Origin of the sequence: Sphingopyxis sp., assembly GCF_035944815.1 — a bacterium.
Classification (GTDB): Bacteria; Pseudomonadota; Alphaproteobacteria; order Sphingomonadales; family Sphingomonadaceae; genus Sphingopyxis.
Map to the genome: position 1 here is coordinate 38,322 of NZ_DASZAU010000007.1, position 26,955 is coordinate 65,276.

At 65.5% G+C, this 26,955-nt stretch carries 34 protein-coding genes; 18 read left to right on the plus strand and 16 right to left on the minus strand.

What is annotated here, in order from left to right; genetic code table 11:
* Positions 1-5: 5 nt before the first annotated feature.
* From VGU00_RS09945 to VGU00_RS09960, 4 genes are read left to right on the plus strand one after another with little or no spacing between them, the layout of a single operon-like run.
* Positions 6-485: a vgr related protein gene (locus VGU00_RS09945; protein WP_327468019.1), complete on the plus strand. Its 480-nt coding sequence runs from the start codon at positions 6-8 to the stop codon at positions 483-485.
* Entirely contained in the window at positions 485-1,129 is a 645-nt protein-coding gene (locus VGU00_RS09950; protein ID WP_327468021.1) for an energy transducer TonB, read from the plus strand. Before VGU00_RS09945 ends, VGU00_RS09950 begins: the two co-directional genes overlap by 1 nt.
* A 36-nt stretch (positions 1,130-1,165) precedes the next feature.
* The gene (locus VGU00_RS09955; RefSeq protein WP_327468023.1) at positions 1,166-1,738 is read left to right on the plus strand and encodes a hypothetical protein; all 573 of its coding nucleotides are present in this window, start codon (positions 1,166-1,168) and stop codon (positions 1,736-1,738) included.
* A 50-nt stretch (positions 1,739-1,788) separates the two neighbouring features.
* Positions 1,789-3,129, plus strand: a complete 1,341-nt coding sequence (locus VGU00_RS09960; RefSeq protein ID WP_327468025.1) for a DNA recombination protein RmuC — start codon at positions 1,789-1,791, stop codon at positions 3,127-3,129.
* Between the two features lie 4 nt (positions 3,130-3,133).
* Here VGU00_RS09960 and VGU00_RS09965 read toward each other — a convergent pair whose 3' ends face one another.
* The 8 genes from VGU00_RS09965 to VGU00_RS10000 are packed head-to-tail and all read right to left on the minus strand — an operon-like array spanning position 3,134 to position 9,212.
* Entirely contained in the window at positions 3,134-3,838 is a 705-nt protein-coding gene (locus tag VGU00_RS09965; protein WP_327468027.1) for an META domain-containing protein, read from the minus strand.
* 53 nt (positions 3,839-3,891) lie between these two features.
* The gene (locus tag VGU00_RS09970) at positions 3,892-4,713 is read right to left on the minus strand and encodes an RNA methyltransferase (RefSeq protein WP_327468029.1); all 822 of its coding nucleotides are present in this window, start codon (positions 4,711-4,713) and stop codon (positions 3,892-3,894) included.
* 5 nt (positions 4,714-4,718) lie between these two features.
* Positions 4,719-4,997: an HPr family phosphocarrier protein gene (locus VGU00_RS09975; RefSeq protein WP_327468031.1), complete on the minus strand. Its 279-nt coding sequence runs from the start codon at positions 4,995-4,997 to the stop codon at positions 4,719-4,721.
* The gene (locus tag VGU00_RS09980) at positions 4,994-5,422 is read right to left on the minus strand and encodes a PTS sugar transporter subunit IIA (protein WP_327468033.1); all 429 of its coding nucleotides are present in this window, start codon (positions 5,420-5,422) and stop codon (positions 4,994-4,996) included. The genes VGU00_RS09975 and VGU00_RS09980 overlap by 4 nt, the downstream gene beginning before the upstream one ends.
* A gap of 14 nt (positions 5,423-5,436) precedes the next feature.
* Positions 5,437-6,375, minus strand: a complete 939-nt coding sequence (rapZ, locus tag VGU00_RS09985) for an RNase adapter RapZ (protein ID WP_327468035.1) — start codon at positions 6,373-6,375, stop codon at positions 5,437-5,439.
* Positions 6,376-6,385: 10 nt separating this feature from the next.
* A complete protein-coding gene (locus VGU00_RS09990; RefSeq protein WP_327468037.1) occupies positions 6,386-6,832 on the minus strand; it encodes a serine kinase in 447 nt (148 codons plus the stop codon).
* Positions 6,833-6,886: 54 nt separating this feature from the next.
* Positions 6,887-8,500, minus strand: a complete 1,614-nt coding sequence (locus VGU00_RS09995; protein WP_327468039.1) for a sensor histidine kinase — start codon at positions 8,498-8,500, stop codon at positions 6,887-6,889.
* Position 8,501: 1 nt separating this feature from the next.
* Positions 8,502-9,212, minus strand: a complete 711-nt coding sequence (locus VGU00_RS10000) for a response regulator transcription factor (protein ID WP_327468041.1) — start codon at positions 9,210-9,212, stop codon at positions 8,502-8,504.
* Positions 9,213-9,490: 278 nt separating this feature from the next.
* Here VGU00_RS10000 and VGU00_RS10005 point away from each other — a divergent pair, with 278 nt between their 5' ends.
* Complete coding sequence (locus tag VGU00_RS10005; RefSeq protein WP_327468043.1) at positions 9,491-11,092, plus strand: phosphoenolpyruvate carboxykinase; 1,602 nt, start codon at positions 9,491-9,493, stop codon at positions 11,090-11,092.
* A gap of 49 nt (positions 11,093-11,141) precedes the next feature.
* Positions 11,142-11,591, plus strand: coding sequence for a hypothetical protein (locus tag VGU00_RS10010; protein WP_327468045.1), 450 nt, complete (start codon positions 11,142-11,144; stop codon positions 11,589-11,591).
* On the opposite strand, the gene VGU00_RS10015 is transcribed toward VGU00_RS10010, so the two are convergent.
* The 3 genes from VGU00_RS10015 to VGU00_RS10025 form a co-directional block, all read right to left on the minus strand.
* Entirely contained in the window at positions 11,588-12,502 is a 915-nt protein-coding gene (locus VGU00_RS10015) for a DUF2268 domain-containing putative Zn-dependent protease (RefSeq protein ID WP_327468047.1), read from the minus strand. The genes VGU00_RS10010 and VGU00_RS10015 overlap by 4 nt on opposite strands.
* Complete coding sequence (locus VGU00_RS10020) at positions 12,502-14,346, minus strand: DUF885 domain-containing protein (RefSeq protein WP_327468049.1); 1,845 nt, start codon at positions 14,344-14,346, stop codon at positions 12,502-12,504. Before VGU00_RS10020 ends, VGU00_RS10015 begins: the two co-directional genes overlap by 1 nt.
* A 125-nt stretch (positions 14,347-14,471) precedes the next feature.
* Positions 14,472-14,879 carry a DUF3597 domain-containing protein gene (locus VGU00_RS10025; RefSeq protein ID WP_327468051.1) on the minus strand — a complete coding sequence of 136 codons (408 nt, stop codon included), beginning with the start codon at positions 14,877-14,879 and terminating at the stop codon, positions 14,472-14,474.
* Positions 14,880-15,053: 174 nt separating this feature from the next.
* Here VGU00_RS10025 and VGU00_RS10030 point away from each other — a divergent pair, with 174 nt between their 5' ends.
* Positions 15,054-15,644 (plus strand): DUF937 domain-containing protein, encoded by a 591-nt coding sequence (locus tag VGU00_RS10030; RefSeq protein WP_327468053.1) that lies wholly within the window; start codon positions 15,054-15,056, stop codon positions 15,642-15,644.
* Positions 15,645-15,838: 194 nt separating this feature from the next.
* Here the strand turns inward: VGU00_RS10030 and VGU00_RS10035 are convergent, their stop codons facing one another.
* The 3 genes from VGU00_RS10035 to rplU form a co-directional block, all read right to left on the minus strand.
* A complete protein-coding gene (locus VGU00_RS10035) occupies positions 15,839-16,435 on the minus strand; it encodes a GNAT family N-acetyltransferase (RefSeq protein ID WP_327468055.1) in 597 nt (198 codons plus the stop codon).
* A 242-nt stretch (positions 16,436-16,677) separates the two neighbouring features.
* Positions 16,678-16,947 carry a 50S ribosomal protein L27 gene (gene rpmA / locus VGU00_RS10040; RefSeq protein ID WP_058804062.1) on the minus strand — a complete coding sequence of 90 codons (270 nt, stop codon included), beginning with the start codon at positions 16,945-16,947 and terminating at the stop codon, positions 16,678-16,680.
* Positions 16,948-16,995: 48 nt separating this feature from the next.
* A complete protein-coding gene (rplU, locus tag VGU00_RS10045; RefSeq protein ID WP_327468057.1) occupies positions 16,996-17,487 on the minus strand; it encodes a 50S ribosomal protein L21 in 492 nt (163 codons plus the stop codon).
* 225 nt (positions 17,488-17,712) lie between these two features.
* Between rplU and VGU00_RS10050 the strand changes: the two genes are divergently transcribed.
* Positions 17,713-18,237, plus strand: a complete 525-nt coding sequence (locus VGU00_RS10050; RefSeq protein WP_327468059.1) for a hypothetical protein — start codon at positions 17,713-17,715, stop codon at positions 18,235-18,237.
* Between the two features lie 101 nt (positions 18,238-18,338).
* Here the strand turns inward: VGU00_RS10050 and pspF are convergent, their stop codons facing one another.
* Positions 18,339-19,370 carry a phage shock protein operon transcriptional activator gene (gene pspF / locus VGU00_RS10055; RefSeq protein WP_327468061.1) on the minus strand — a complete coding sequence of 344 codons (1,032 nt, stop codon included), beginning with the start codon at positions 19,368-19,370 and terminating at the stop codon, positions 18,339-18,341.
* Positions 19,371-19,399: 29 nt separating this feature from the next.
* Here pspF and VGU00_RS10060 point away from each other — a divergent pair, with 29 nt between their 5' ends.
* The 10 genes from VGU00_RS10060 (at position 19,400) to VGU00_RS10105 (ending at position 23,235) form a co-directional block, all read left to right on the plus strand.
* The gene (locus VGU00_RS10060) at positions 19,400-19,720 is read left to right on the plus strand and encodes a hypothetical protein (RefSeq protein WP_327468063.1); all 321 of its coding nucleotides are present in this window, start codon (positions 19,400-19,402) and stop codon (positions 19,718-19,720) included.
* 100 nt (positions 19,721-19,820) lie between these two features.
* On the plus strand, positions 19,821-20,483 hold the full coding sequence (gene pspA, locus VGU00_RS10065; protein WP_327468065.1) for a phage shock protein PspA: 663 nt from the start codon (positions 19,821-19,823) through the stop codon (positions 20,481-20,483).
* 12 nt (positions 20,484-20,495) lie between these two features.
* Complete coding sequence (gene pspB / locus VGU00_RS10070) at positions 20,496-20,771, plus strand: envelope stress response membrane protein PspB (protein WP_058804066.1); 276 nt, start codon at positions 20,496-20,498, stop codon at positions 20,769-20,771.
* Between the two features lies 1 nt (position 20,772).
* On the plus strand, positions 20,773-21,153 hold the full coding sequence (pspC, locus tag VGU00_RS10075) for an envelope stress response membrane protein PspC (protein WP_058804067.1): 381 nt from the start codon (positions 20,773-20,775) through the stop codon (positions 21,151-21,153).
* Between the two features lie 56 nt (positions 21,154-21,209).
* Positions 21,210-21,509 carry a hypothetical protein gene (locus VGU00_RS10080; protein WP_327468068.1) on the plus strand — a complete coding sequence of 100 codons (300 nt, stop codon included), beginning with the start codon at positions 21,210-21,212 and terminating at the stop codon, positions 21,507-21,509.
* A gap of 13 nt (positions 21,510-21,522) precedes the next feature.
* Positions 21,523-21,840 carry a hypothetical protein gene (locus tag VGU00_RS10085; protein ID WP_327468070.1) on the plus strand — a complete coding sequence of 106 codons (318 nt, stop codon included), beginning with the start codon at positions 21,523-21,525 and terminating at the stop codon, positions 21,838-21,840.
* 23 nt (positions 21,841-21,863) lie between these two features.
* The gene (locus VGU00_RS10090) at positions 21,864-22,127 is read left to right on the plus strand and encodes a hypothetical protein (RefSeq protein ID WP_327468072.1); all 264 of its coding nucleotides are present in this window, start codon (positions 21,864-21,866) and stop codon (positions 22,125-22,127) included.
* 26 nt (positions 22,128-22,153) lie between these two features.
* The gene (locus VGU00_RS10095) at positions 22,154-22,423 is read left to right on the plus strand and encodes a hypothetical protein (RefSeq protein ID WP_327468074.1); all 270 of its coding nucleotides are present in this window, start codon (positions 22,154-22,156) and stop codon (positions 22,421-22,423) included.
* Positions 22,424-22,446: 23 nt separating this feature from the next.
* Positions 22,447-22,692, plus strand: a complete 246-nt coding sequence (locus VGU00_RS10100) for a hypothetical protein (RefSeq protein ID WP_327468076.1) — start codon at positions 22,447-22,449, stop codon at positions 22,690-22,692.
* Between the two features lie 132 nt (positions 22,693-22,824).
* Positions 22,825-23,235 (plus strand): SufE family protein, encoded by a 411-nt coding sequence (locus VGU00_RS10105; RefSeq protein ID WP_327468077.1) that lies wholly within the window; start codon positions 22,825-22,827, stop codon positions 23,233-23,235.
* A 99-nt stretch (positions 23,236-23,334) separates the two neighbouring features.
* Here the strand turns inward: VGU00_RS10105 and VGU00_RS10110 are convergent, their stop codons facing one another.
* Entirely contained in the window at positions 23,335-26,793 is a 3,459-nt protein-coding gene (locus VGU00_RS10110; protein WP_327468079.1) for a TonB-dependent receptor, read from the minus strand.
* Between the last annotated feature and the right edge of the window lie 162 nt (positions 26,794-26,955).

Below are 26,955 nucleotides of genomic sequence, written 5' to 3' on the forward strand. Positions count from 1 at the left end.
CATCGGTGCCGCGTCCGTCGCGCCCCCTGACGCCCGGCGAAATCGCGCTCGCCCGGACGGTGTTCGGGGGCGCGATCGCCTATGACCGCGTGCGCGTGAACCATCATAAATGGATATTCTTCCAGCCGCGCCATATCGTGATGGCGCCGATGGGCAGCCTGCACTTCAACCCGCACGGCGATCTGTATTGCGAGGATTTCAGCGCGGCGTCGCAGCGGCTGCAAGGCCTGTTCATCCACGAGATGACACATGTGTGGCAAGCGCAGACGCGCGGGCGCTGGTATCTCGTACTCATGCGCCACCCCTTCGCGACCTACAGCTATACGTTAAAGCCCGGCTGGCTGCTCGAACGCTATGGGCTCGAACAGCAGGCGGAGATCGTGCGGCATTACTGGCTGCTCACGCAGGGCGTGGTCGTGGGCGGTGCGCCGGGGGCCGAGGCTTATCGCGCGATATTGCCGATAGAATGGAAGGACGGCCTTTGATGGAACGTAAAATGCATGGGAGGATCGGATGCCTCGTCTTCGCGGCAATACTGTTGTGCGGTACAGCATCAGCGAATGAGCACGTGCTCGATGCAGCTCAACTCCGATCCGCCGGCGGTCGCTTGCCGGTTATGACCTACGCACCGCCGTCCGACGGCAAGGAAGATTTCTTCGTTCGGGGCATTCAGGGCATGGTGCGAGTCCGCGTGGCCATCGGGACTGACGGTGTGCTGCAAGACGCGTCGGTCGCCGATTCTTCGCGCTCACCGGAGCTCGATGCCTTTGCTCTGGGCCTTGTTCGGCGTATGACCTTCCAGCCGGCCCAAGACAAGGATGGGCGACCCGTCGCGGTGATTGCGCATTTTCCCATGGAATTGTGGAAAGACAGCGCCATGGATGGAACGCTGTTTGCAAAAAGCTGTGGCGACTTCCTGATCGACGCCGACTGGTTTCAACAAACCTTCCCGGAGAAGAAGCCAGATGAATTGCGAAGCTGGCTCTTGCTCACGGGCATTTTCGTTGCTCAGCGTTATAGCTCCGGTGCCAAACTGGAGGCTGGTCCCAATTTTCAGGCGGTCTACGCGGCTTGCCGCGCGAAGCCGAAGCGTAAGCTCGTTGACATATACAAGCAGCTTGAGAAATGAGGCTAATTTTTCCGCCTCGATCGGCAACGTAAGATCATGGACGATTTCGAATTTGTCTTCGCACTGTACAGCCTGCTGCTCGGGCTCTCGATGGTCGAACTGCTCGGCGGGCTCGGGCGCGCGATCGAGGCGCGTTTTGCGGCCGAGGAAAGCCACGAGACATTCGCGATCGGCTGGCTGACCCCGCTGCTCGCGATCTTCGTGATGCTCGACCTGCTCTCCTTCTGGAGCGCGGCGTGGACGGCGCGCGACGACATCGCCGTTTCGAGCACAGCGCTGCTCGGCGTCGCAGCCTTCGCCAGCGTCTATTTCCTCGCCGCGCGGCTGGTCTTCCCTTCGCGCCCCGGCGGCTTCGCGAACCTCGACGTCCATTATTTCCGCGTCCGGCGGATCGTTCTCGGCCTGCTGCTCGTGCTGCTCGTCGCGCAGCTCGGCTATTATGCGTCGCAACCGGAACTCGCGGCGGCTCTGGCGCGCCCGGTCGCGTGGATCATGACCGTCGTGCTCGTCGCGCTGATGGGCGCGGCGATGGCGGTGAAGGATCGCCGCTGGAGCATCGCCATCCTTGCCGCGCTGATCGCGCGCTACGTCGTCATCTATCTGCTCTGACCCCAATTTGCCGCTAGCCAGGCGGCCGCTGTTCGTCCTATGTTCCGGGCATGGATGGACTCTCGCTCGTCGTCGCCCTTTTTGCGCTCGCTGTCGGCGCCCTGATCGGCTGGCTTTTCGCCGGCCGGCAATCGGGCGCGCTCAAGGCCGAACGCGACGGGCTGTCGGAGCGGTTCAAAACTGCGGTGACCGATCTTGCCGCAGAGGCCGAGGCGCGCAAGGCGGCCGATATCCGGCTTGCGGCGCTGCTCAGCGAGCAGAAGGCGCGCGACGCGGCGCATGATGCGCAGATCGCGCAGCTCCGCGATGCGCAGACGGCGCTGACCGCGCAGTTCCGCGAGGTCGGGCAGGCGATGCTCGGCGAGGCACAAAAGGCCTTTCTCGAACGCGCCGACCAGCGCTTCAGGCAGAGCGAGGAAACGGCGGGGCAGAATCTGAAGGCGCTCCTCTCGCCCGTCCACGACCGGCTGCAGAAATATGAGGAAGCGGTCGGCAAGGTCGAGGCCGAGCGCCAGAATGCCTTCGGCCTGCTCCACGGCCAGATCGCGGCGATGCGCGAGGGGACCGAGCGTGTGTCGAGCGAAGCGGCGAAGCTCGTCAACGCGCTCCGCAACGCGCCCAAGGCGCGCGGGCGCTGGGGCGAACAGCAATTGCGCAACGTGCTCGAAAGCTGTGGGCTTTCCGAACATGCCGATTTCCAGACCGAAGTGAGCGTCGAAGGCGACGGCGGACGGCTGCGCCCCGACGTCATGGTCAAGGTGCCGGGCGGGCAGAGCCTCGTCATCGACGCCAAGGTTTCGCTCAACGCCTATCAGGACGCGTTCGGCGCGGTCGACGAGCGCGAAAAGGTCGCGCACCTCGCCGCGCATGCCGCGGCGATGAAGGCGCATGTGAACACGCTCGGCGCCAAATCCTATTGGAACCAGTTCGACGACACGCCCGATTTTGTTGTGATGTTCGTGCCCGGCGAGCATTTCCTCGCAGCCGCGCTCGATCAGGACCATGAGCTTTGGGACTATGCGTTCGAACGCAAGGTGCTGCTCGCGACCCCGACCAATCTGATCGCGATCGCGCGCACCGTCGCGGCGGTGTGGCGGCAGGAAAAGCTGGCGGGGCAGGCGCGCGAGATCGCGGCGCTCGGCAAGGAGCTTTATGCACGCATGTCGGTGATGGGATCGCATATCGCGCGCGTCGGCAAGAATCTCGACCAGGCGACTGGCGCGTACAACGCCTTCGTCGGCAGCTTCGAATCGCAAGTATTGACGCAGGCGAAGCGTTTCGAGGCGCTCGATGTCGAAACGGGCGACAAGGACATCCCGGCGCTTCCCGTCGCCGAACAGGCGGCGCGCCCGCTTTCCAAGCTTTCGGGCGCGGGCGGCGCGAACGACTGACGCGTCAGATCGCGCGGCGCAACACCGCCGTCCGACCGTCGGCGCCGGTCAGGACCAACGTCCCGTCGGTCGGAAAGCTCAGCCCGACGGGGCCGCGCATCAGCGCGAAGAAGGCCGCTTCCAGCTCCATCCCCGGACACGCCATTTCGGTGGCCATCAGCGGACCCGCGGTCAGCACGCGGCCGGCATGCGTATAGTTACCCGAAAAGCGGTTGCAGCCCGCGCTGCCGCTCAGCCTCTTGCCATCGAAGGTCAGCGCGGTCGGCCGGTCGGCCGCGACCGCCGCGCCGCCGATCGACACGAAGGTCCAGCTGGTGCCCGCCAGCTCGGTGGGCGGCAGGATCGCGCCGCCGCACCCCGTCACCGTCTTGCCGTCGGCGCGCACCGTCACCGTGTCGCGATAGCGCCGGTCGCTCATCCCGTCGCTGCAGTCCTTGCGCATCACATCGACGGTCAGTCGGTCGGTGGCATAGCGTTCGCCGGTCGTGCCCGCTTCGGCGCCGGGGTTCGCAACCCTGATCTTCGTCGCGCCATAGTCGCCGTCATAGTTGAGATGCGCCGGCGTGATCTCGAGCGTCCAGCCGGGCTCGGTGCCGATCGCCATATAGGCGGCCGGTTTCCCGCCGGGACCTTGCGGCGGCGCCTCGGTCGCGGGGGCGCAAGCGGCGAGGGCGAGAAGAGAAACGGCGGGTAGGGCGATCCTGATCATGCGGCATCTCCTGAACGCATTGGGCTGATCGACCGATGAACGGCGCGCGGCGCCTATCGGTTCCGCCGCTGGTTCAGCACTTCATACGCCATCACCGCGGTCGCGACCGCGGCGTTGAGGCTGTCGGCCTTGCCCATCATCGGCATTTTCACCCGCACGTCGGCGGCGGCGGCATAGTCGGCGGGCATGCCCTGCGATTCATTGCCGGTCAGGATGAAGGTCGGCGCCGCATAGCGTACCGCCTGATAATCCTCGGTGTCGTCGCCGAGCCAGGTCGCGACGAGCTGCCCCGCCCCCTGCCGCAGCCAGAGCAGGAAATCCTCCCAGCGTGCAACCACGAGCCGCTGCGTGAAGATCGCGCCCATGCTCGCGCGCACCGCCTCGACCGCATAGGGATCGGTCGATTCGTCGAGCAGGATAAGCCCGCCCGCACCCACCGCGTCGCCGGTGCGCAGCATCGTTCCGAGGTTACCGGGATCGCGCAGCCGCTCGGCGACGAGCCAGATCGGCGCCGCATCGCGGTCGAGATCGGCGAGCGTCGCCCGGGGCTCGGCATAGATGCCGACGACGGTCTGCGGATTGTCCTTGCCCGACAGTTTCGAAAGGATCGCGGGGGTCGTATCGACGACCTCGCCGCCCGCCTTCATCGTATCGGCGACGAGCGCCTTCGCGAGCGGGTGCGCGTCGCCGTCGGGGCCGAGGAACAGCCACAGCGGCAGCACGCCCGCCTCGCGCGCCTCGGTCGCGATGCGCAATCCTTCGGCGAGGAACAGGCCCTCGGCGCGGCGGTGGCGTTTCTCGCGCAGCAGGCGCATCCGCTTGACCAGCGGGTTCGACAGGCTTTCGATGGTGGAACGGCGGCCCCGCTCAGTCATGGCCGTCAATCCTCGCCGAAGCTGTCCTTGACCAGCCCGACGAGTTTCAGCAGCGCTTCGTCGGCGCCATCGCCTTTGGTGTGGATCGTGATCGAATCGCCCTTGGCCGCGCCGAGCATCATCAAACCCATGATCGAGGTTCCGTTGACGCGCGATCCGCCCTTTTCGACCTCGACCGACACGGTGTCGGGCAGGCGGCTGACGAAGGTCACGAACTTGGCGCTCGCGCGCGCGTGCAGTCCGCGCTGGTTGGTGATTTCGACCGTCTCGCTATTTTCGTTCAAGGGCCCACTCCCAGCATTTCCGACGCGACCGAAATATATTTCTGGCCGGCTTCCTTCGCGGCGATCACCGCGGCGCGAAGCTCCATCGTCTTGCGCGCGCTTTCGAGGCGGATCAGCATCGGCAGGTTGACCCCGGCGATCACCTCGGTGCGGCCCGATTCGAGCAGGCTGATCGCGAGGTTCGACGGGGTGCCGCCGAACAGGTCGGTCAGCATCACGACGCCGCGGCCTTCGTCGACCTTGCGGATCGCGTCGGCAATTTCCTTGCGGCGCATTTCCATATTGTCGTTGGGCCCGATGCACACGGTCGCGACGGCACGTTGCGGCCCGACGACATGCTCCATCGCGCGCACCATTTCCTCGGCAAGGCGGCCGTGGGTCACGAGGACCATTCCCAAAAGCGGCAGAGCCTTATCGTTCGCCATGCAGTCGTCGACCCTTATATGTTGCCGCCGGACGCGGAAGCCGTGGGCGGGGGCTTGCCCTCAAGCCCATCTTGCGGGGCAGAGTCAAGGTTGCGGTGGGTCACCGTCGGCTCATGGCCCGCGGTGCGTAGCGTTCGGGCAACACGATCGGCGACATGCACCGAACGATGGCGGCCGCCGGTGCAACCAAAGGCAATGGTGACGTAACTTTTGCCCTCGGCGCGGTAACGCGGCAGCAGGGTCAGGATCAGCTGCTCGATCTGCGCGACGCTGTCTTCATAGGCTGGATCGGCGATGACATAGGCCGCGACCTCGGGATCTAGGCCGGTCCCGGGGCGCAGCTTCGGGTCCCAATGCGGATTGCGCAGATAGCGCATGTCGAACACGAGGTCGGCGTTGCGCGGCAGGCCGCGCGCAAAGCCGAAGCTCAATATCGTCAGCACCGGCTCGTCGGTATCGGTGTCGCCAAAGCGCTGGCGTACCTCCTGCTGCAGGTCGTTGCTGCTGTAATTGGTCGTGTCGATGACATGCTCGGCCCAGCGGCGCAGCGATTCCATCATCTCGCGTTCGCGCGCGATGCCGTCGGCCGCGGGGCGGTCCTCGGCGAGCGGGTGGCGCCGCCGCGTTTCCGAAAAGCGCCGTTCGAGTTCGGCGCCGGCGCAGTCGATGAACAAGGTCTGGACGTCGCGGCCGCCCGCTTCGCGCAGCGCCTTGATCTGCTTGACCAGGCCCGCGGGCTTGAACCCGCGGCTGCGGCTGTCGATCCCGACCGCGAGCGGGCGCGTCGCCTCGCTGCCTTTCGCCGGCGCGGCGATCAGCGCTTCGAGCAGCGAGAGCGGCAGATTGTCGACGACCTCCCAGCCCAGATCCTCGAGCACCTTGAGCACGGTCGATTTGCCCGCCCCCGACAGGCCGGTCACCAGCAGCAGGCGCGGTTCGGTCTTCTCGGTCATCGGATCTGCCTCATTCGCCGCCGCCCAGCCGGTCGAGCGCGAGCAGGATCTTGATCGGCGCCGAGGCTTCGAACGCCGACAGCATCAGCGAGGGCAGGGCATGGCCCGCGACGCTTTCGGCCTGCTGCGCGGAGGGCAGGCGTTCATAGCGTTCGGCAAGGCGCACCGCGAGCGCCAGCGGCACGGGCGCCGTCCACGGCTGTTCGACGATGCCGAGCCCGCGGACCTCGATCTTGCCGGCGAGTGCGGCGGGTGGGCGGCACCACAGGCGGCCGCGTTCGAACCAGATGTCGCAGCGATCGTCGGCGACCAGCCGCGCGCCGCGATCGATCAGCCGCAGCGCAAGGTCCGACTTTCCCTGCCCCGACAGGCCGAGCAACAGGATGCCGCGGCTGCCCGCCGCGACGCAGCTTGCATGGATATTGGTGACGTCGGGTCTGGTCCGGCTCGGAAGCATGGACGCAGGCTTACCGGCGACGAAGCGGTGCCGCAAGGCGATAGGACGCGCCGTTCAGGCCGATTCTGTCCCACCTTCGCGCGCCGGCAGGGTGATCAGCAGGCAGCCGCCGCGCTTGCCGTCGTCGCGGTCCTTCGCGTTGATCGTCCCGCTATGCCCCTCGACGATCGTCCGCGCGATCGCGAGCCCGAGTCCGCTGTGGCGGCCAAAGGCCTCGCCGGCGGGGCGTTCGCTGTGGAAACGGCGGAAAATGGCTTCGCGCTGCGCCGGGTCGATGCCCGGGCCGTCGTCGTCGACCTTCACATGCACCTCGTCGCCGAGGCGGGTAGCCGAAATGCAGACGAGGCCCGAGGGCGGCGAAAAGCTGATCGCATTGTCGATGACATTGTCGATCGCGCGTTCGAGCCGGTGGCCGTCGCCCATCACCGTCGTCGTGCCCTTGCGCGGGCGGGCGAAGGCGATGCGCGGCTGCGATGCATCGGCCTCGTCGACGCGCGCCGCGCGCGACGCGAGCATCGATTCGATCATGATGCCGACGTCGATCGGTTCGAACAAGGTGCGCGACAATTGCGCGTCGACGCGGCTCGCCTCGCTGATGTCGTTGACCAGCCGGTCGAGCCGGCGAACGTCCTCGTCGGCGATCGCCAACAGCTGCGCGCGCTGCTCGTCGCTCTTGACGCGGCCCAGCCCCTCGATCGCCGAGCGGACCGAGGCGATCGGGTTCTTGAGTTCGTGCGTCACGTCGGCGGCGAAATGTTCGCCCGCATCGATGCGCTCGCGCAGCGCCTGCGTCATGTCGCTGAGCGCACGCGCGAGCGTGCCGATCTCGTCGCGGCGGCTCGGCAGGCGCGGTACGACCACTTCGCGGGCGCGGCCGAGACGGACGCGCACCGCGGCGCGCGCCAGCCGGCGCAGCGGCCGCACGATCGTCCGCGCGAGGAACAGCGAAAGCAGCACCGATGCGAGCAGCACGACGAAGAGCACGACCGCGATCCGGAAACGCTCGGCGCGCACTGTGCGCGTGATGTCGCGCGCGTTCAATGTCATCAGCACCGTCTGCGGCGTTTCAAGGTCGACGACGCGCGCCGCGCTCAGCAACGGGGTGCGCTCGGGCGCGTAGCGAAAGCGGCTCGTCGCGATGTCGCTCGCCTGCGCTTCGACGACTTCGGGCCAGGCGCGCGCATTGTCGGTGCGGGGTTCGAAAAAGTCGGGGTAGCTCGGCGCGCCCACGATCCAGTCGATGCCGCGGTCCATCGCGCGCGCCGCATCGCGTTTCCACGGCTGGAGGTCGGGGTCGCGCAGCGTGTAGGTCGCGGGTCCGCTTTCGAAGCTGTCGGAGATGCGCGTCCCGTCGGCGGCATAGAAGCGCAGCCGCGATTCGGTCGCGGCGGCGAATTCGTCGATCAGCCGCTCGCGCTGGTCGGGGCGCGCCGCCTCGAGCGCGCTGTCGAGCATCGCGAGCTGATCCTTCATCACCTCGATGCGCGTGTCGACGAGGCGGCTGCGATAGGTGTCGAGATAATAGAAACCCCCGGCGAGCAGCGCGACCGCGAGGATGTTGACCGCGAGGATGCGCGTGGTCAGCGACCAGCGCGCCGACCAGACGAGCGGCGATTCCTCCTGCTCGGCGATGCTCGCGTCGGGTTTCAGGGCGGCGGGGCCGGACATGTCAGGCTTCGTCGGCAAAGCGATATCCCGCGCCATAGAGGGTGGCGATCGCGTCGAATTCGGGGTCGACCTCGCGGAACTTGCGGCGCAGACGCTTGATGTGGCTGTCGATCGTGCGGTCGTCGATATAGACATCCTCCTGATAGGCGGCGTCCATCAGCTGGTTGCGGCTGCGCACGATCCCGGGACGCCCCGCCAGCGTTTCGAGGATCAGGAATTCGGTCACCGTCAGCGTGACGTCCTTGCCGTCCCAGCTCACCTTGTGGCGCGCGGGGTCCATCTGCAGCCGACCGCGCGTGATCGGTTCGGCGACGGGCTCGTTATCGCCGCCCGGCGCTTGCCGGTTAAGCTCGACGCGCCGCAGGATCGCCCGGATACGCGCGATCACCAGTCGCTGCGAAAAGGGTTTGGCGATATAATCGTCGGCGCCCATCGCAAGGCCGAGCGCCTCGTCGATCTCATCGTCCTTGCTGGTCAGGAAGATCACGGGAAGCTGGCTCTTTTCGCGCAGGCGGCGCAGCAGTTCGAGCCCGTCCATGCGCGGCATCTTGATATCGAACACCGCAAGGTCGGGCGGATTGTCGATCAGCGGCTTCAGCGCCGCTTCGCCGTCCGAATAGACGCGCGTGACAAAGCCTTCGGCCTGCAGCGCGATCGACAGGGATTGCAGGATATTGCGGTCGTCGTCGACCAGCGCGATGGTTGCCGTCATGCTCTTTCCAGTGGGGCGGACGTCCCGGCAACTAGCCGATCCGCGTCCCCGCCACAACATCGCGCGCTTGTTACCGGTTCCCCTACGGCGTCGGCCGCGCAGCGCGAGCGATCGCCCTTTAATCTTTTGACCTCGCCCGCCAACCTCGCTAACGCGGCCGCAATTTCGGAATCGGCGTCCCGTCGGCACCCCATGTTCATGCGGGCCCATCGCTTTCGCATGGCATGTGTTGCATACCTATGCAAAGGTGCGCGCGGGACAGAGGAAAGGCGAAGACAATGACGAAGCTTGTGATCGGCGCGGACACCGTCGAAACCAAGGCGGATGTGGCCGAAAATCTGGGCACGTCGGCGCTGATCGAGGATGCGGTGCGCCACAATGAAGGCCTGCTCGCCAAGGATGGCCCGCTCGTCGTCGCAACCGGCAAGCACACCGGCCGCAGCGCCAAGGACAAGTTCATCGTCCAGGACGACGAGACGCGCGACACCATCTGGTGGGGCAAGACCAATGTCCCGATGACCCCAGAGCATTTCGCCGCCTTGAAGGCCGATTTCTTTGCGCACCTCGCCGATCGCCCGCGCCTCTATCGCCAGCAGCTGTTCGGCGGTTCGCAGGCGGAGCATCGCGTCGGCGTACAGGTCGTCACCGAATTCGCCTGGCACAGCCAGTTCATCCGCACGCTTCTCTGCCGCCCCACCGCGGCGGAGCTCGCGGCTTTCGCGGCCGAATATACGATCATCGATCTGCCGAGCTTCCGTGCCGACCCGGCGAAGCATGGCTCGCGCACCGAAACGGTGATCGCGGTGAACTTCACCGAAAAGCTGATCCTGATCGGCGGCACGCAGTACGCCGGCGAGATGAAGAAGTCGGTGTTCGGCATCCTCAACTATCTGCTCCCCGTAAAGGGCGTGATGCCGATGCACTGCTCGGCGAACATCGGTGCGAACGGCGACACCGCGGTCTTCTTCGGCCTTTCGGGCACGGGCAAGACGACCCTCTCGGCCGACGCCTCGCGCACGCTGATCGGCGACGACGAGCATGGCTGGTCGGACACCGCGGTCTTTAATTTCGAGGGCGGCTGCTACGCCAAGATGATCCGCCTCTCGCCCGAGGCCGAGCCCGAGATTTTCGCGACCACCAAGCGCTTCGGCACGGTGCTCGAAAATGTCGTGATGGACCCCGAAACGCGCGAACTCGATTTCGACGATGCAAGCCTCGCCGAGAACAGCCGCGGCTCGTACCCGATCGATTTCATTCCGAACACGTCGGAAAAAAATATGGGTCCGGTCCCGACGACCGTCATCATGCTCACCGCTGATGCGTACGGCGTTTTGCCCCCGATCGCGAAGCTGACCCCCGATCAGGCGATGTATCACTTCCTCTCGGGCTATACCGCGCGCGTCGCCGGCACCGAGATCGGCGTCACCGAGCCCGAGGCGACCTTCTCGACCTGTTTCGGCGCGCCCTTCATGCCGCGCCACCCGTCGGTCTATGGCAATCTGCTCAAGGAACGTATCGCCAAGGGCGGCGTCCAGTGCTGGCTCGTCAACACCGGCTGGACCGGCGGCATGGCGACGATGGACGGCATCAAGCGCATGCCGATCAAGGCGACCCGTGCGCTGCTCAACGCCGCGCTCGACGGCAGCCTCAATGACGCCGAATTCCGCAAGGATCCGAATTTCGGCTTCATGGTTCCCGTCGCGGTTCCGGGCGTCGACAGCGGCCTTCTCGATCCGCGCGAAGCCTGGGTCGACAAGGCGGCCTACGACCGCACCGCGCAAACGCTGGTCGGCCAGTTCATCGACAATTTCGCGCAATTTGCGGAACATGTCGACGAAGGCGTCCGCCAGGCCGCGCCGCAGGCGGCCGTCGCAGCCTGATTGACCCGGATATCTTCCGGGTGCTCATTCACCCGGAAGGACCGGACCAATGACCACCGAATATGAACCGCGCCTGTTCGAGCGCGACGACGAAATCCGTAAACTCGGCGAGGGGCTGCTTGCGTGCGCGCTGCCGCGCGCGGCGTGGACGCACGAGGCGCACCTCGGCGCGTGCCTCTGGCTGCTGACCGAGCGGCCCGACATCGATGTCGATGCCGACATTGCAACCATCATCCGCACCTTCAACGAGAGTGTCGGCGGGGTGAACGACGACCGCCAAGGCTATCACGACAGCATCACCCGCGCCTATGTCGCGGGCGTGCGGCTGTTCCTGTCGGAAACCGCCGAGACGGAGCTGGCGGCGCGCGTCAACGCGCTGCTGCGCTCCGACATGGGCGGCCGCGACTGGCCTTTGCGCTTCTACAGCCGTGATCTGCTCTTCTCGGTCCCGGCGCGCCGTGGCTTCGTCGAGCCCGACCTCGCGCCGCTGCCTGCCTAGAGCGTCATCCCCGGCGTCCAGCCGCTTTCCGCGAGAAAGGTGGCGGGATCGCGCATCTCGATGATCGCCCTGATCGCCGCGGCCTTGTCGGGCGCGCGGTCATAATAGCTTTTGGCGACGCGGTAGCCGACCCAATAGCCAAGGTCGCCGGGCCAGCCGTCCTGGCCCTGCTGGTTGTAGAGCCAGCGCGACCCGATCGCCTTGCCATCCTTCTCCGCAAGGAAGGAGGTTTCCAGTTCCTTCTCCCGGCCTTTTGCCCACAGGTGGAGCAGCGGATAGCCGACCGAGCCGCTCATCTTCTCGGCGACGAACTCGGCCGCGCCCTCGACCAGCGCAGCGCGAAGTACGGATTCCTCGCGGTCCTCGACCTGTGCGAGCGGCTGCTGCGCATGGACATATTCATGCGCGATGACATGGACGAACCGGTCCTCGTCGTCGGCTTCGATGAATTTGGCCGCGCACAGTGCCTCAAGGCCGATGTAGAGCCCCTTTGCGTTCGCGGTGCCCGCCGTCGTGCCGCGCCCGATCGCGATGGTGATCGGCGGGAATTTCGCCGCCGGATAGAGCGCCGCGAGGCGATCGGTTGCTTCGACCAGCCGCGCGCGAACATTGCCGAGCTTCGCCGCGCAGCCGCGCGCATCGACAAAGAGCTGCGGCTTGCTACGTAGCGCCGTCGCGAGCTTTTCGGGGGTGATCCGGCGCAGGACCATGAATTCCTGCAATCCCGGCGAGGCATCGGCGAGGTAGCGCGCGGCAAGCTGGTCGGGGTCCGCCGCCAGCGCCGGATCGTCATGGAGCGTGAAGAAGCGGTCGACGTCCGACGTGACGATCGTCTCGCGCGGCTGCGTTTCGGCGGCGTGGCTCGCCGCGCCGAGCAGCAGTACCGCCAGCGCGGCCGCGATCCGCCGCATCACCCCTTCGCGCCCTTCACATATTCGGCGACATTCTGCGCCAGCACGTCGAGCGGGACGTTGCCGCCCTTGACCACGACATCGTCGAAATCGCGGAGATCATATTTCGCGCCCAGCGCCTTCTGCGCGAGCCCGCGCTGGCGCACGATCTCGCTGTGCCCGACCTTGTATCCGCACGCCTGCCCGGCCCAGCTGCAATAACGATCGACCTCGCTCGCGACCTCGAGCGGGTTCGAGCCATTTTCCTTGACGAAAAACTCGACCCCCTGCTCGCGCGTCCAGCGCTTCGCATGGAGCCCGGTGTCGACGACGAGGCGGCACGCACGAAACGCCAGCGACTGGAGATAGCCCAGACGCCCGACTTCGAAATCGTCGTAGAGCCCGAGCTCGTCGGCGAGCTGCTCGGCATAGAGCGCCCACCCTTCGCTATAGGCGTTGAACGCCAGCATCGTACGAATGAGCGGCATCTGGTTCGCATATTCGCCCTGCCACACATGCCCCGGGATCGCCTCGTGCATCGTCAGGTCGGGCAGCGAATATTTGCTGTGCAATTCGGTCGTACGCAGGTTGATCCAGAATTTGCCCGGCACCGTCCCGTCGATCGACCCCGCGCCGCCATAGGCGGCGGGCGCGCCGGGTTCCTCGGCGAGCGGGAGCCGCTTCACCTCGACATTGCCCTTCACGAGCGTGCGGAAGGCGCGTGGCAACTGCGCGCGGATCTTGCCGAGCCAGGTCTGGATATAGGCGTGGATTTCGGCGCGGCCGGCGTCATTGTCGGGAAATTTGAAGCGCGGATCCTTGGCGAGCGCGTTCATCCGGTCGCCGACCGAACCCTGCGTGTAGCCGAGCTTCTTCAGGATCGGGTCCATCCGCCCGTGCAGTTCGGCGAGCTCGTCGCGGCCCATCTGGTGAACCTCGTCGGGGGTCATCCGCGTCGTCGTCGAGGCGCGGAGCCCCCACGCATACCATTCGTCGCCGCCGGGGCGCGCCCACATGCCCGCGTCCATCGTCGCCCTGGGGCGCTGCGCCTTCAGTTCGGCGAGCTGGCGTTCGAGCGCGGCGGCGACCGGCCCCTGCACGATCTTCGCCGAGCGTGCATTCCAGTCGCCCGCGATTCTTCCCTCGCCGGTGCGGCGGACGAGGCTTTCGACCATCGACCCGCCGGCCTTGGCATCGGCGATCGTCGCTTCCATCTGCTTGACCGCCTTGTCGATCAGGAAGGCGGGCGCGATCAGCCCCTGTCCGCCCGCGGCCTTCAGCCGTTCGGTTTCGCCGTCGAGCACGCCGGGAAAGGCATTGAGGCGCGAGAGATAGGCTTCGGCGTCGGCCGAGGTCTTCACCGGATGGTCGCTGTCGAGGAATTTGGGTACGTCGAGATAGGCGCCGACATTCTGGATCACGACATAGGGCGTGTTGCGCCAGCCGCCGACCGCGACGTCGCCATAGGGCAGGGCAAAGCCGTCGAGCGCAACGCCATAGGCGCTTTCGACGACCGCGAGGCTGGTGCGCGTGCTGTGGTCGAGCCCCGCCTTGTCGAACGCGCGCACGCGCGCGATGTCGGCCTTCAGCGTGTCGGCGACGGCCTTTTGCCCCGCCGCCGAGCGGTCGCCGAGCTTGCCGCGTTCGGCGGCGCGCGCGCCGGTGTCGATGCCGAGCGAGGTGGCGCCTTCGGGCGACAGGGCGAGGAGATTGTCGGCGATCGATGTGAGCAGCGTCTGCGCGCCGGTCTTGGCGGGCGATTGCAACGCGGCCGCGGACCCTGCGATGGCAAGGCCGGCGGTGCCGGCGCCGAGCGTAGCGAGCGTCTGGCGGCGGTTGACGGGGGTGAAAAGCGGATTGGACACGCGGCGGCTCCCTGCGACTTGTTTCTGTTGAAACCTGTCTAGGCGCGCGCGCGTCGCGGTCAACGAAAAGGGGCCGGGAAAGCCTGCGCCCTCCCGACCCCTCGTCGAAATCTATCGGCTGTTTGTCAGTCGGTAAGGTCGGCGGGGACCTTGCCGCCGTTCGCGGCGAGCTCGCGCATCACCGCCTTGTGCAGCCAGATATTCATTTCGGCGCTGCCGTCGAGTTCGCCGGTATAGCCGAGCTCCTGCGCCAGTTCCTTGCGGTTGGCGAGGCTCGAATCGATGCCGAGCAGCTTCATCAGGTCGACGATCGACGTGCGCCAGTTGAGATCCTGTCCGGCTTTCGCCGCCTCGGCCGCGAGCGTCGCGTCGACGTCGACCGGGGCCGCTGCCGCGGCGGTGGTCGCTGCGGCCATCGCGCTCGTCGCGGCGTCCAGCGCGCTGCCGACGGGGCTGGGTGCGGCGGATGCGGCGGGTTCCGCGGCGACGGCCTTGCCGAAGATGGCGTCCTTGATCTTGCCGAAAATGCTCATTGTGTAGCTCCCACTAATGCGGCCCGTCCGTAAGGGGCGAGTCGAATGACCTCAGGCTAGGACTATGCATTTGAAAATGACAGTCAAATGAACGGCTCGTCCTTCGCCTGCGCGCTGCTATACTCATTCCCATCGGGCGCGGTTCGCTCCGCCCCGAAGTGGGAGTATGATAGCATGAACCTGACCGACATATTGGCGCAAGCCGGCGGCATCGAATCGATGGCGAAAGAGCTGGGCATTCCGCCCGCGATGGCGAAACAGGGCGCTGACGCGCTGCTTCCCGCAATCCTCGGCGGGTTCAAGAAACAGGCGCAATCGGGCGGCGGGCTTGAAGGACTCGGCGGTCTGATCGGCCAGCTCGGCGGCGGCGGCCTGCTCGATTCGGTGCTCGGATCGCAGCCGACGCCGGTTCAGCAGGGCAATGACGTGCTTGGCCAGATTTTCGGATCGAAGGACGTCAGCCGTACCGTTGCCGGACAGGCTGCGACGCAGACGGGGATCGATTCGGGCATTCTCAAGCAGATGCTGCCGATCCTCGCGATGATGGTCGCGGGCTATATGGCGAAGCAGGGCGGGCAGCCCGGCGAGAGCGGCGGTTTGGGCGGCGTCCTTGGCAATGTGCTTGGCGGCGCGATGGGCGGCGGGGCGGCTCCCTCGGCGGGCGGCCTCGGCGGCCTTGGCGGCTTGGGCAAGATGCTCGACATGGACGGCGACGGCAATCCGCTCGACGACATCATGGGCATGGTGAACAAGATGCGGGGGTAGCGGCCGCGGGCGCATCGTCTGCCCTCGACCGGTTGCTGCCGCCTCTGTCCTCGTCATCCCGGCGAAGGCCGGGATCTCGCCGGCGCGTCATTTCGATAGGGTGAGATCCCGGCCTCCGCCGGGATGACAGAAATTGGGGATGTCCGCTTCCCACCCCGAAACCGCCATTACGTCGGCTCACGCCGCCATCGGCCTCACGCCGCCATCAGGCGCAGTTCCTCGCGGAAATCCTCGTCCACCCCGATGCGGCTTCGCATCGGGGTGACGCAAGCATCGGCATCGGCGTCGCCCTCTTCGAACAGCGCGCACGCGGCTTCGCCGCCGCGGGCGAGGCTGTAACGCTGCGCGACCTTGCCGGTCGGACGGAAGCCGAGCTTGCGCAGCACCGCGCCCGATGCGGGATTGTCGATGAAATGCCCCGCCGACAGCTTCGGCAGGTTCATCGCGCGCGCGATATGGACGAGCTGGCGCCCGGCTTCGGTCGCGAAACCGAGGCCCCAATAGGGACGCGCGATCCAGTAACCCATTTCGAGATCGCCTTCGGGGCTCGGCGAGATGCCGCAGCCGCCGACAAGGCGCGGTGCGCCGCCGGTGCGGGCGAAAATCAGGAAACGCGGCTGGTCGGGGTCGAGTGGCTTGCTGAGGAATTCCTGCGCCTGCGCCTCGCCATAGGGCCAGGGGGCGGTCGCCAGGTTGCGGACCACCGCCTCTTCGCCGATGGCGCGGGCGAGCGCGGGGGCATCTTCCAGCCAGCCGGGCCGCAGCAACAGTCTTTCGGTACGCGCGAACATGTCTTCTAACTCCCAATGCCTGTCGCCTTGGCGCCAGATGGTGACGCTTTGACGACAATCGATACGGAGGGAGATGGATGGCCCCGTTTTCGCGCCCGGCCGTCTCAAGTGACGGATTTCGGGCAAGAAAAAAGGGAGTCCGGGGTGACCCGTCTCCCTCTTTTCGAACCTTGTTTCCGCTTGGGGCGGAAAGGACAGCTCCGGGTCATCCCTTGGATAGGACGACCCGTCAGCGATCGTCCTTATTCGGCGGCTTCGGCCATCATGTCGACCGATACATATTTGCGGCCGAGCTTGCCGTCATGGAATCGGACGCGGCCGTCCGCGGTCGCGAACAGCGTGTGGTCCTTGCCCATGCCAACGTTGACACCCGGGTAAACCTTGGTGCCGCGCTGGCGCACGATAATGTTGCCGCCGATCACTTCCTGACCGCCGAACTTCTTCACGCCAAGGCGGCGGCCGGCTGAGTCGCGACCGTTGCGCGAAGAACCGCCTGCTTTCTTATGTGCCATGACTGATGCTCCTTAATTCGTTCGAGGGGCCGAGCCGCGTTGCCGCGCTCAGGCTTCCTTCTTGGGGGCTGCCTTCTTGGCAGCGGGCTTCTTTTCGGCGGCTTCGGCCTTGGGTGCAGCTTCCTTCTTGGGAGCGGCGGCCTTCTTCGGCGCAGCTTCCTTCGCGGGAGCAGCCTTGGCTTCGGCGGCGGGAGCGGCTTCGGCCTTCGGAGCGGCTTCCTTCTTCGGCGCGGCCTTCTTGGCATCGCCGACGGCAAGGATGCGCAGCAGCGTCAGCGACTGGCGATGGCCGTTGCGGCGACGATAATTGTGCCGGCGGCGCTTCTTGAAGACGATGACCTTTTCGCCGCGCGTCTGGGCGATGATCTCGGCCGAAACGACGAGGCCTTCGGCGCTTTTCACTTCGCCGCCGTCACCGGCCAGCAGGATGTCGCCCAGCGACACGGTGTCGCCAGCTTCCCCGTCGATCTTCTCAACGGCGATCTTGTCTCCAGCGGCGACGCGATACTGCTTGCCGCCCGTGCGCACGATTGCGAACATGGTCTTCCATCCAATCAGAAACTAAAACACCCGCGCTGCCAGTCACCCGCCAAAGCAGACGATTTTTCCGGCATGCGGGAAAGTCAGCGCCACTAGCGAGCTTGCCGCAAGCTGTCAACCGCATATTTCCGCGCTTTTTGCGGTTTTGCCGTGCGCGGTGCGATCGGGCGCCGCCGTCTCCCGATTCGCGCTTGCTGCCCGGGCCTGCCGCCCATATCAGGGGCCATGATGAAGCGCGCCCTCCTTTTCCTGCCCTTGTCGGTTGCCGCATCGCTTTCGCTCGCCGCCTGCGCGACCGCACAGGACAGCGCCGCGCCGTCGCTGGCCAAGCGCCCGGTCGAGGGGCGATTCGACGTCGCGCCGCCTGCGGTGGTCGTTGCGCCGCCGGGGCCGCTGCCCGCCGACCTCGCCGGGCGCCTCGCGCGCTGGGAAGCCGATGGCACAGCGGGGCAGCAGGGCTTTGCCGCCGAACGCGATTCGACTGCGGCGCTCGTCTCCGCCGCCGCCGGCGCGCCCGTCGCCAGCGAACGCTGGGTCGTCGCGCAGCAGGCGATCTCGCGCCTGATCGCCGCGCGCGCACCGCTCACCGGCGCGCTCGCCGATATCGACCGGCTCTATCTGGAACGCAGCGTCGACGAAGCGATCGACGGCCTGCCCGACATTTATGCGCTGCGCGACCGGCTTGCCGATACGGTGTCGACGCAGGACGCGGTGATCGAGGCGCTGAGCCGGCAACTGCCGGGGCAATAAAAGCGCCGGGGCAGTAGAATATCGTCGCCCCCGCGAAGGCGGGGGCCGCTATCGCCGTAGCGCCAGGTTGCCAGCGGCCCCCGCCTTCGCGGGGGCGACGGTCATTGATTCAGCCCATGCTTCTTCAGCGCGTGGCGAATCTGGTCATAGCTCAGGCCCAGCGCCTCGGCCGCGACCTTCTGGTTGAAGCGGCACCGCGCCATCGTGTCCGACAATATCTGCCGTTCATAGGCGTCGACCGCCGCGCGCAGGTCGCTCACCGGGCCCGGGGGCGGCGTGGCCGCGGCGGTCGCGGGCGGCGCGCTCGTCGCGATTGCGGGCGTCTCCGTCTTCGTTGCCGCCTTGCGGGCCGCGGGCTGCCAGGGGCTCGCAAAGGGATCGAAGGTCAGCGCGTCGACGGGCTTTTCGGGATCGGCCCAGCGATAGATGGCGCGCTCGATGACGTTCCTGAGTTCGCGGACATTGCCGGGCCAGTCATGGCCTTCCATCGCGGCGAGCGCGCGCGGGCCGAAGCCCGGCCATTCTTCCCAGCCGAGCACCGCCGCCATGCGCTGCCCGAAATAGGTCGCGAGCACTTCGATATCGCCTTCGCGCGCGCGCAGCGGGGGCAGGGTAATGACCTCGAACGACAGCCGGTCGAGCAGGTCGGCCCGGAACCTGTTGTCCTCGACCAGCGCGGGCAGATGCTCGTTGGTCGCCGCGACGATGCGCACGTCGACGCGGATCGGGCGCGACGCGCCGACGCGCGTGACCTCGCCATATTCGACCGCGCGCAGCAGGCGTTCCTGCGCGCCCATCGACATGGTCGCGAGTTCGTCGAGAAAGAGCGTGCCGCCGTCGGCTTCCTCGAAACGCCCGGCGCGGCTGCGCGTCGCGCCGGTGAAGGCGCCCGCCTCGTGCCCGAACAATTCGCTTTCGATCAGCGTCTCGGGCATCGCGGCGCAGTTCATGATGACATAGGGGCGGTCCCAGCGCGTCGACAGGCGGTGCAGGCGCTCGGCGATCAGTTCCTTGCCCGTGCCGCGTTCGCCGATCACCAGCACCGGGCGGTCGAGCGCGGCGGCAAGGCTCGTGCGTTCGACCGCGTCCTGAAACGTCGCCGACTGGCCGATGAATTGCGTTTCGCGCTCCATTCCCAATCATTGGCAAAAATTCCCGCTGATTGGCAAGTGAAAAGGGCCTTCATCGTCGCGATATGCGCGAAGATCGGCAAATTTCCGCCACTCGCCGCAATTGGCACGCCTCCTGCAAAGATATCATCGAACCGGCGCAGATGTGCCGGTGCAGCGAAAAAGCAGAGGAAGGTTGTCCCATGAAGTCGATGTTTGCCCAGGCCGCCACTTTCGTGCTCAGCACGGCAGGAGCGCTGGCCATCCTCGTCGGCGTGATCGACCAGCCGCAAGCCGCCGCCAGCATCACCGGCACCCCCGCCGGCCCGCTGGTCGCCGCTGTCATGTCCCCGGCGGTCGGACCTTTGGTCTGACCGGCACTGGTGCCGGGGCACTCTCCCCCCTTGCCCCGCTCCGGCACCAGCCTTTTTTCAAAACAGACACAGTCTCAAGATTTTCGACAGGAGTTTCAAAATGGGTATTTTCTCACGAACCCGCGACATCATCGCCGCCAATGTCACCGACCTGCTCGACCGGGCCGAAGATCCGGAAAAGATGATCCGCCAGATCATCTTCGAGATGAACGAAACGCTCGTCGAAGTCCGCGCTTCCGCCGCCCGCACGATCGCGGACCAAAAGGAAATGCGCCGCCACGTCGCCAAGCTCGAAAGCCTGCAGGACAGCTGGAAGGAAAAGGCCGAACTCGCGCTGTCGAAGGACCGCGAAGACCTCGCCACCGCCGCGCTCGTCGAAAAGCAGAAAGCCGGCGACATGGCCGAGCGGCTGAAGAGCGAGATCACGGTCCTCGACGATGCGCTGAAGGGCTATGAGGACGATATCGCCAAGCTGCAGAAGAAGCTCAGCGAAGCGCGTGCGCGCCAGTCGAGCGCGGTCAACCGCCTCGAAAGCGCCGAGAATCGCTACAAGCTGCGCGAAATGACCCGCGGCGACCGCGTCGAAGATGCCTTCTCGCGCTTCGAAATCCTCGAACGCCGCGTCGACGAAGCCGAAGGCCGCGCCGATGCGCTGAACCTCGGCTACAAGAAGTCGCTCGACGAAGAGATCGCCGAGTTGCAGGCCGCCGACAAGGTTGCCGACGAACTCGCCGCGCTGAAGGCCGCGCAGGGCAAGAAGTAAGGAGCCGGACCGATGGAAGAAATCATCATCGTCCCGATCGTCATCGGAACGCTCTTCCTCGGTCTGCCCTGGCTGATCCTCCACTATATCACCAAGTGGAAACAGGCCAAGACGCTGACCGGAGAGGATGAACAACTGCTCGACGAACTATATGATACGGCTCGCAGGCTCGAGAATCGTCTTCATACTGTCGAACGGATCATCAGCGCCGACCATCCCGACTTCCGCCCCGCGGTTCGTAGCGATGAAGACCTGGCGCAACTCGAAAATATGACCAGGAGGAACTGAGATGTCTGCCAGCCGCACAAAATTCTACCTCGACAAACAGAACGCCAAATGGAGCGGCGTGTGCGCCGGGATCGCGGACTATAGCGGTATCGACGTTCTCTGGGTTCGCGTCGGCGCGGTGCTGCTGACGTTGATGGGCGGTTTCCCCTGGACGCTGATCGCTTACTGGATGGTTGCCTGGATGGGCACGCCGAAACCCTTCGCGCTCTACGGCTCGAACGAGGAAGCGAAATTCTGGCAGGGGGTGCGGTCGAACCCCAGCGCCTCGACCCGCGACATCCGCTCGCGCTTCCGCGACATCGACCGCCGGCTCGCCGACATCGAACAATATTATACCAGCCACAACCGCCGGCTCGCCGACGAGATCGACGCGCTGCGTTGATCTTGGGCGCCGGGCGGGCACCCAAAGATCCTTGGGGCACAACAGGGAGATAGAAAATGAACTTCGGTGGTACCGGTTTCGTCCTCGCCATTATCGCATTGTCGATCGGCGGCTGGATGTTCACCACCTGGATCCGTGCCAAGCATGGCTATCCGGTTGAAAATGAATGGGGCGGCACAGTTCATCGATCCGACCCCGACGCTGATCGAAAAATCGCGCTGCTGACCGATGACAATGCCAAGCTCGCGGATCAGGTCAGCCGGCTCGAGGAACGGATTTCGGTGCTCGAACGCATCGCGACCGAAAACAACGGGCAGGCGGCGCAGCTCGCCGACCAGATCGAACGCCTGCGCTGAGAGGATTGAGACGATGAACGCCGACCTTGTGAATGCCCTTGCTCCCGCGGCCGCCATCATTGGCCTGTTCGGGGTTGGCGGCTGGGTCTTTACCACCTGGCTGCGCGTCAAGCATGGCTACCCGCTCGAAAACAGCTGGGGAAAGGCGGTCTACCCCAAGACCAGCGATGAGGCGATGGAACGCGTCAAGCTGGTCAGCCAGGAAAACGCCCAGCTGCGCGCCGAACTCGGATCGGTAAAGGATCGTCTCGCGGTGATCGAACGTATCGTCACCGATGAAGGTCACCGGCTGAGCCACGAGATCGAGGCGCTGCGGCGCCCCTCGAACTAACGCCCCGAACCGAAGGAACGAACATGGAAGCCATCTTCATCCTCTTCATCGTCGTCGGGCTGCCCGTCACGCTCGGCATCGGCTTCGCCGCTTATGAGCGTCACCTGAAGTTCAAGGAAAAGCAGCTCAAGGCGATCACCAACGAGACCGCCGAAAAGGCCGCGCAATATGCGGCACAAACCGAACGGCTGGAAGCGCGCGTCCGCGTTCTCGAGCGCATCGTTACCGACAAGGGAATTGATGTTGCCGACGAGATCGAAAAGCTGCGCGACGCCCCGCTCAACTGAAAAAATAAACGAAAGGATCCTTCCCCATGAACCCCTTCGAAATGGTCATCGGCATCGTCCTGATCGTGACGATCGGCAGCATCATTCGCGCCAAGCACGGCATTCGCCGCGACAATCGGGGCAATGAATATTTCGTCGGCAACGCCGCCGACAATGCCGAAACCAAGGCGCTGCAGGCCGAGATCCGGGCACTCAAGGACCGCATCCAGGTACTCGAACGCATCGCCACCGACAATAATCGCGCCGTCACGCTCGATCAGGAAATCGAGAAGCTGCGCGACAGCAGCAAAATCTGAACGCCGGAAAAGGAGCAACGCTCATGGCTTTCATCACTCCTGACTTCACCACCGCCGCGGTTGCTCTCGCCGGATTGAGCATCGTCAGCCTCGTCGCGCTGCGCGGCTGGCGCGACTGGATCCAGCTCAAGCGCGAGGAACTGGCCGCAGGCCACGCGCCGCTCGCGCAGGATCCCGCGGTTCCGCACGCGGGTTCGCGGATCGAGATCGCCGACCTCAAGGAACGGCTACGCAAGCTCGAAGCCATCGCGGCGGGAGTCGACCTCTAATCTGCCCCTGATTTCGCGCGGCACCGGCCCGCTCCCCTGTCAGTCGCCATCCGTCCGGCGGCTGACAGGGGAGCGGGCCGGTGTCGTTTCAGCCCCTTTCAACTTGGCCGCATCTGTGCAAGGGGCGCGGCCATGCGCAGCCTGACCGACATTTTCGAAGAATATGACTTCCTCGATGGCGATGATCGGTATCGCCTGCTGATCGAGCTCGGACGCGAACTGGAACCGATGCCCGACGCGCTCAAGACCGACGCAACGCTGGTGCGCGGCTGCTCGGCCAGTGTCTGGGTCTATCCGGTGCCGCGCGAAGACGGGCAGCTCCATTTCCTCGCCGACAGCAATGCCGCGATCACCAAGGGGATCGTTGCGCTGGTGCTCGCCGCGGTTCAGGACAAATCGGCCGCCGACGTCGCAGCGATGGACGTTGCCGCCGCGCTCGCGCCCTTCGACCTCACGCGCCAGCTCTCGTCGAACCGCACGCAGGGCGTCCCCAACATGATCGCGCTGGTGCAGGATACGGCGCGCCGTATCGCCGCCGGCTGAGTCCGCCCGTTATCGGCGAGCCGGTCCGCGCCATTGTTCGCGCATGAAAAAGGGCGCGGGAGTTGCCTCCCGCGCCCTTTTTGTTCGTTTGTCCTGCGATCAGAATTCGTACGACACGCCGATCTTCAGGCGCCAGACCGACGACGACACGTTGATCTGGTTGTCGCCGGCGATGTTGTCGAGCCCGTTGAAGCCGGTGAAGACGTAACGGCCCTGCGCATCGACGCCGCTGACCTGCGCGATGTCCTGAAGCCCTGCGAAATTGCGGCGCTTCTGGACGTTCCAGTCCTGGTCGAGGAAGTTCAGGAAATTGTCCATCGTCGCATAGAGCTTGATCTTGTCGTTGCGCCCGAACAGGCGGCCCGGCCCCGGAAGTTCCTGCGAGAAGGACAGGTCCATGTCGAAATACCAGTTGTTCGTGCAGGTATTCCGCGGAACGGTCGTGCCGATATGCTTCTTCGCGCAGCCGTTGCTGTTGATGTAGTCGACCAGCGACTGCATCTGCGCCGCCGAGATCGTCGAGTTCGGCGACACGTTCGGATCGACCGCGTTGAGACCACGCGGCAGATAGGCGAGGGCGTTTTCAAAGCCCGATGCGCTGTCGTTGAAGATACCGCCGCCGGTGAAGGTCAGGCTGTACGGACGACCCGAGCGGGCGATAAAGCTGATCGCGAAGCGCGTCGACAGATCTTCGAAGAATTCCTCGCGGAAGGCGAGGCGCGTCGAGATATTGTGACGGCTTTCATAGAAACCGCGCGCTGCGGCCGGGTTGTTGCGATCGAACGCGGCGACGAGGTCGTAGTTCGAGCCCGCCGTCGAGTTGTACATGCTCCGGCGATCCTGCGAATCCGTATAGGCATAGCCGAGGTTGAAATCGACGCTGCCATTTGCGGTGAACAGGCCCCCGTCGAAGGTCTTCGACAGGATGATCGACGCGTTGTGGCTACGATAGCCGGCGCTGTTGGTCAGCTGCAATTCGTCGTCGCGGCTGGTTGCCGGGCTGAAGCAGCCCGCGGTCACACCCGAATAGACGGGGCCGGGGTTGAGACCGACCAGTTCGGCCGGGCAGTTCGCGGCATTCGGGTCGATCGATGCGTAGATCGGGCGCCCGTCGATCGTGTAGCCGTTGATTCCCTTGGTGATGTTGGGGGTTTGCGACAGGTCGACGATCGTGAACGGATTGCGATATTTGCTGTAGATATAGTCGAGGTTGAGGTTCCAGCCGCTGAAGAAGCCCGAAGGGGCGAAATTCAGCTCCGACGTGAAGCCGATATTGGCGCGCAGCACCGACGGCATCTTGATGTTCGGGCTGATCGACTGGGTGTCGCCGAGGCCGCGTGCGGCGTTGTTCGACGCCGACTGCTGGAAACAGCCCGGAACGCCGGTGAACTGACCGTTGCTGACGACGCTGATCTGCCCGTTGGCATCCTTGATCGGGGTGCACTGGGCGTCATTGGTCGTCCCCGTCGCAAAGCCGCGGCCGTCGTTCTGGAAGGCGTTGCCGAACCAGACGAGCGGATCGCCGCCCGAGAAGATGCCGACGCCGGCGGTCAGCTTCGGCCGCCCGAACACGGCGAAATCGTCCATGTCATAGGTCAGCGCGAGGCGCGGCATGATGATCGGGTCCAGATTGCTGAAACCGGTCGTGTTCGAGAAGCCGTAACGCTGCTGGAATACGGGGTTGTAGTTGGGCTGGCCACCCGAATACCAGTCGGCGCGTACACCGGCGACCGCCTTCAGGCGATCGGTGATTTCCCAGTCGTCCTGCGCGAAGATCGAGTAGGTCGTGCGCTTGAACGCAGCCGCGGCATCGCGGACGTCGCCGGTGGCCGAGAAATTGCCTTCGGCGCCGACCGCCTCGCCATTGAACAGGTTCGTTGCCGTCGGGTTGGTGGTCGAACCGGGCGACAGCAGGCCGGCGCGCAGATCGTCGATGTTCTGGAAATAGAGCGTACCGGTGGCGTTCTGGACGAACAGGTTGAACAGGTCCGCCTGGTTCATTTCGAAGCCGACCTTCAGCGAATGCGCGCCGGCGTCGAGCTTGGCGACGGCGCGATAGGCGTTGACCGTCGTGCGCAGGTCGTTCGCCGCGCGCGAGAAGCCGGGGCCGGCAAGGATCTGGCCAAGGTTGCCATTGCCATCGTCGACGCCGACGATGATGCGCGGAATCGGATTGGCCGACTGTGCTTCGCCGCCGCCGATCGGATCCTGGCGGTCGGTGATCTTCGAACGCGAATAGCGCAGTTCGGTCGAGAAATTATCGCTCCACTGCGAATAGAGGCGGCCCGAATAATAGTCCGACTTGGTGCCGCTCAGATAGAAGGTGTTGAGACCCGTGACGCGCGGATTGCTCGACGTCGTGCTGAAATCGTCGGGACGGGTCGTCGCTTCCTCGAGCCGCTGATAAGTCAGTTCGAGGCGATGATCGTCATTGATCTGCCAGTCGAGGCGACCGAAATAGCGATCATTCTCGAACGGACGGCTGCGAACCAGCGGACCGGTGTCGATGCCGTAGACGCTGCTCAGGATATCGGAGACTTCGTTGAACGCTTCGACCGGCACGCCGGCGAGTTCGTTCGCATAGCCGCCGGCGCCCGCCGGGCCGTCGTCCTGCGACTGGCCGGCTTCATGATGTTCATAGGCGCCGAAGAAGAAGAGGCGATCCTTGATGATCGGGCCGCTGAGCCAGGCGCCCCAGCGCTTTTCGGCCTCGACCGGCGCGAGCTTGGCGATGCCGGGCAGCGAATCGCCGCGCATGCCGTTGTCCGAATATTCGAAGAAGCCGCCGAAATGATAGTCATTGGTACCCGACTTGGTCACGACGTTGATCGCGCAGCCGGTGAAGGCGCCGTAATCGACGTCGAACGGCGCGAACTGCACCTGCGTTTCGCGGACCGCGTCATAGGGAATCGGGGTCGAGCTGCGCGACGAGAAGCCCGTGTCGTTGAGGCCGTAAATATCGCCCTGGCTGATGCCGTCGACGGTGAAAGCGTTGCCGCGGTCGTTGCCGCCAAGGCACGAGATGCGATCCTGGCCCGAGCCGCCGTCGTCGCGGTCGAGGCTGACGCGCGGATCGAGGCGGATGATGTCGCGCACGTCGCGGTTGAACGAAGGCGCGCTTGCCAGGACTTCGGTCGAGAAGCTGGTGCCGGGGCCGACCTCAAGCTGCGTCACGCGGACGCGGCTGCCGGTAACGACGATTTCGCCGCCGCCCGAGGTGAGCGAGAAGGAAAGATCCGTGCTGCCCTGCAGCGTCGTATAGATGTCCTGCAGCGTCTGGCCTTCGAACGCGTCGGCGTTGACCGAAACCGTGTAAGGACCGCCCGTCGTCAGGCCGGAGGTGCTGAAGCGGCCATCGGCGCCGGTCGTCAGCGTGCGGGCGGCGCCCGTGCGCGTATCGGTGATGACGACAGTGGCGCCGCCGATCGCGGCGCCGTTGTCGTCGCTGACCTGGCCCTGGATGCCGGTCGTGATCTGCTGCGCCTGGGCCGGCGCGGCGACGACGGTGGCGACGCCGATAGCCATCAGGCTAGCCGCGATCGAATAACGAAGTTTCATGGATGTCCCCTTGGTGGTGCAATCGGCTGGCGCGCGACAATGGGGCGCGCCTGACCTGCGAGCGCCCCTGAAGCCCGCATGTGGCACGATTGTGACAGCAATTGTGACAGTGCAACCCGCGCGCCCGCGCGCCGCCGGCCGGAGATCAAAAAATCGCGAATT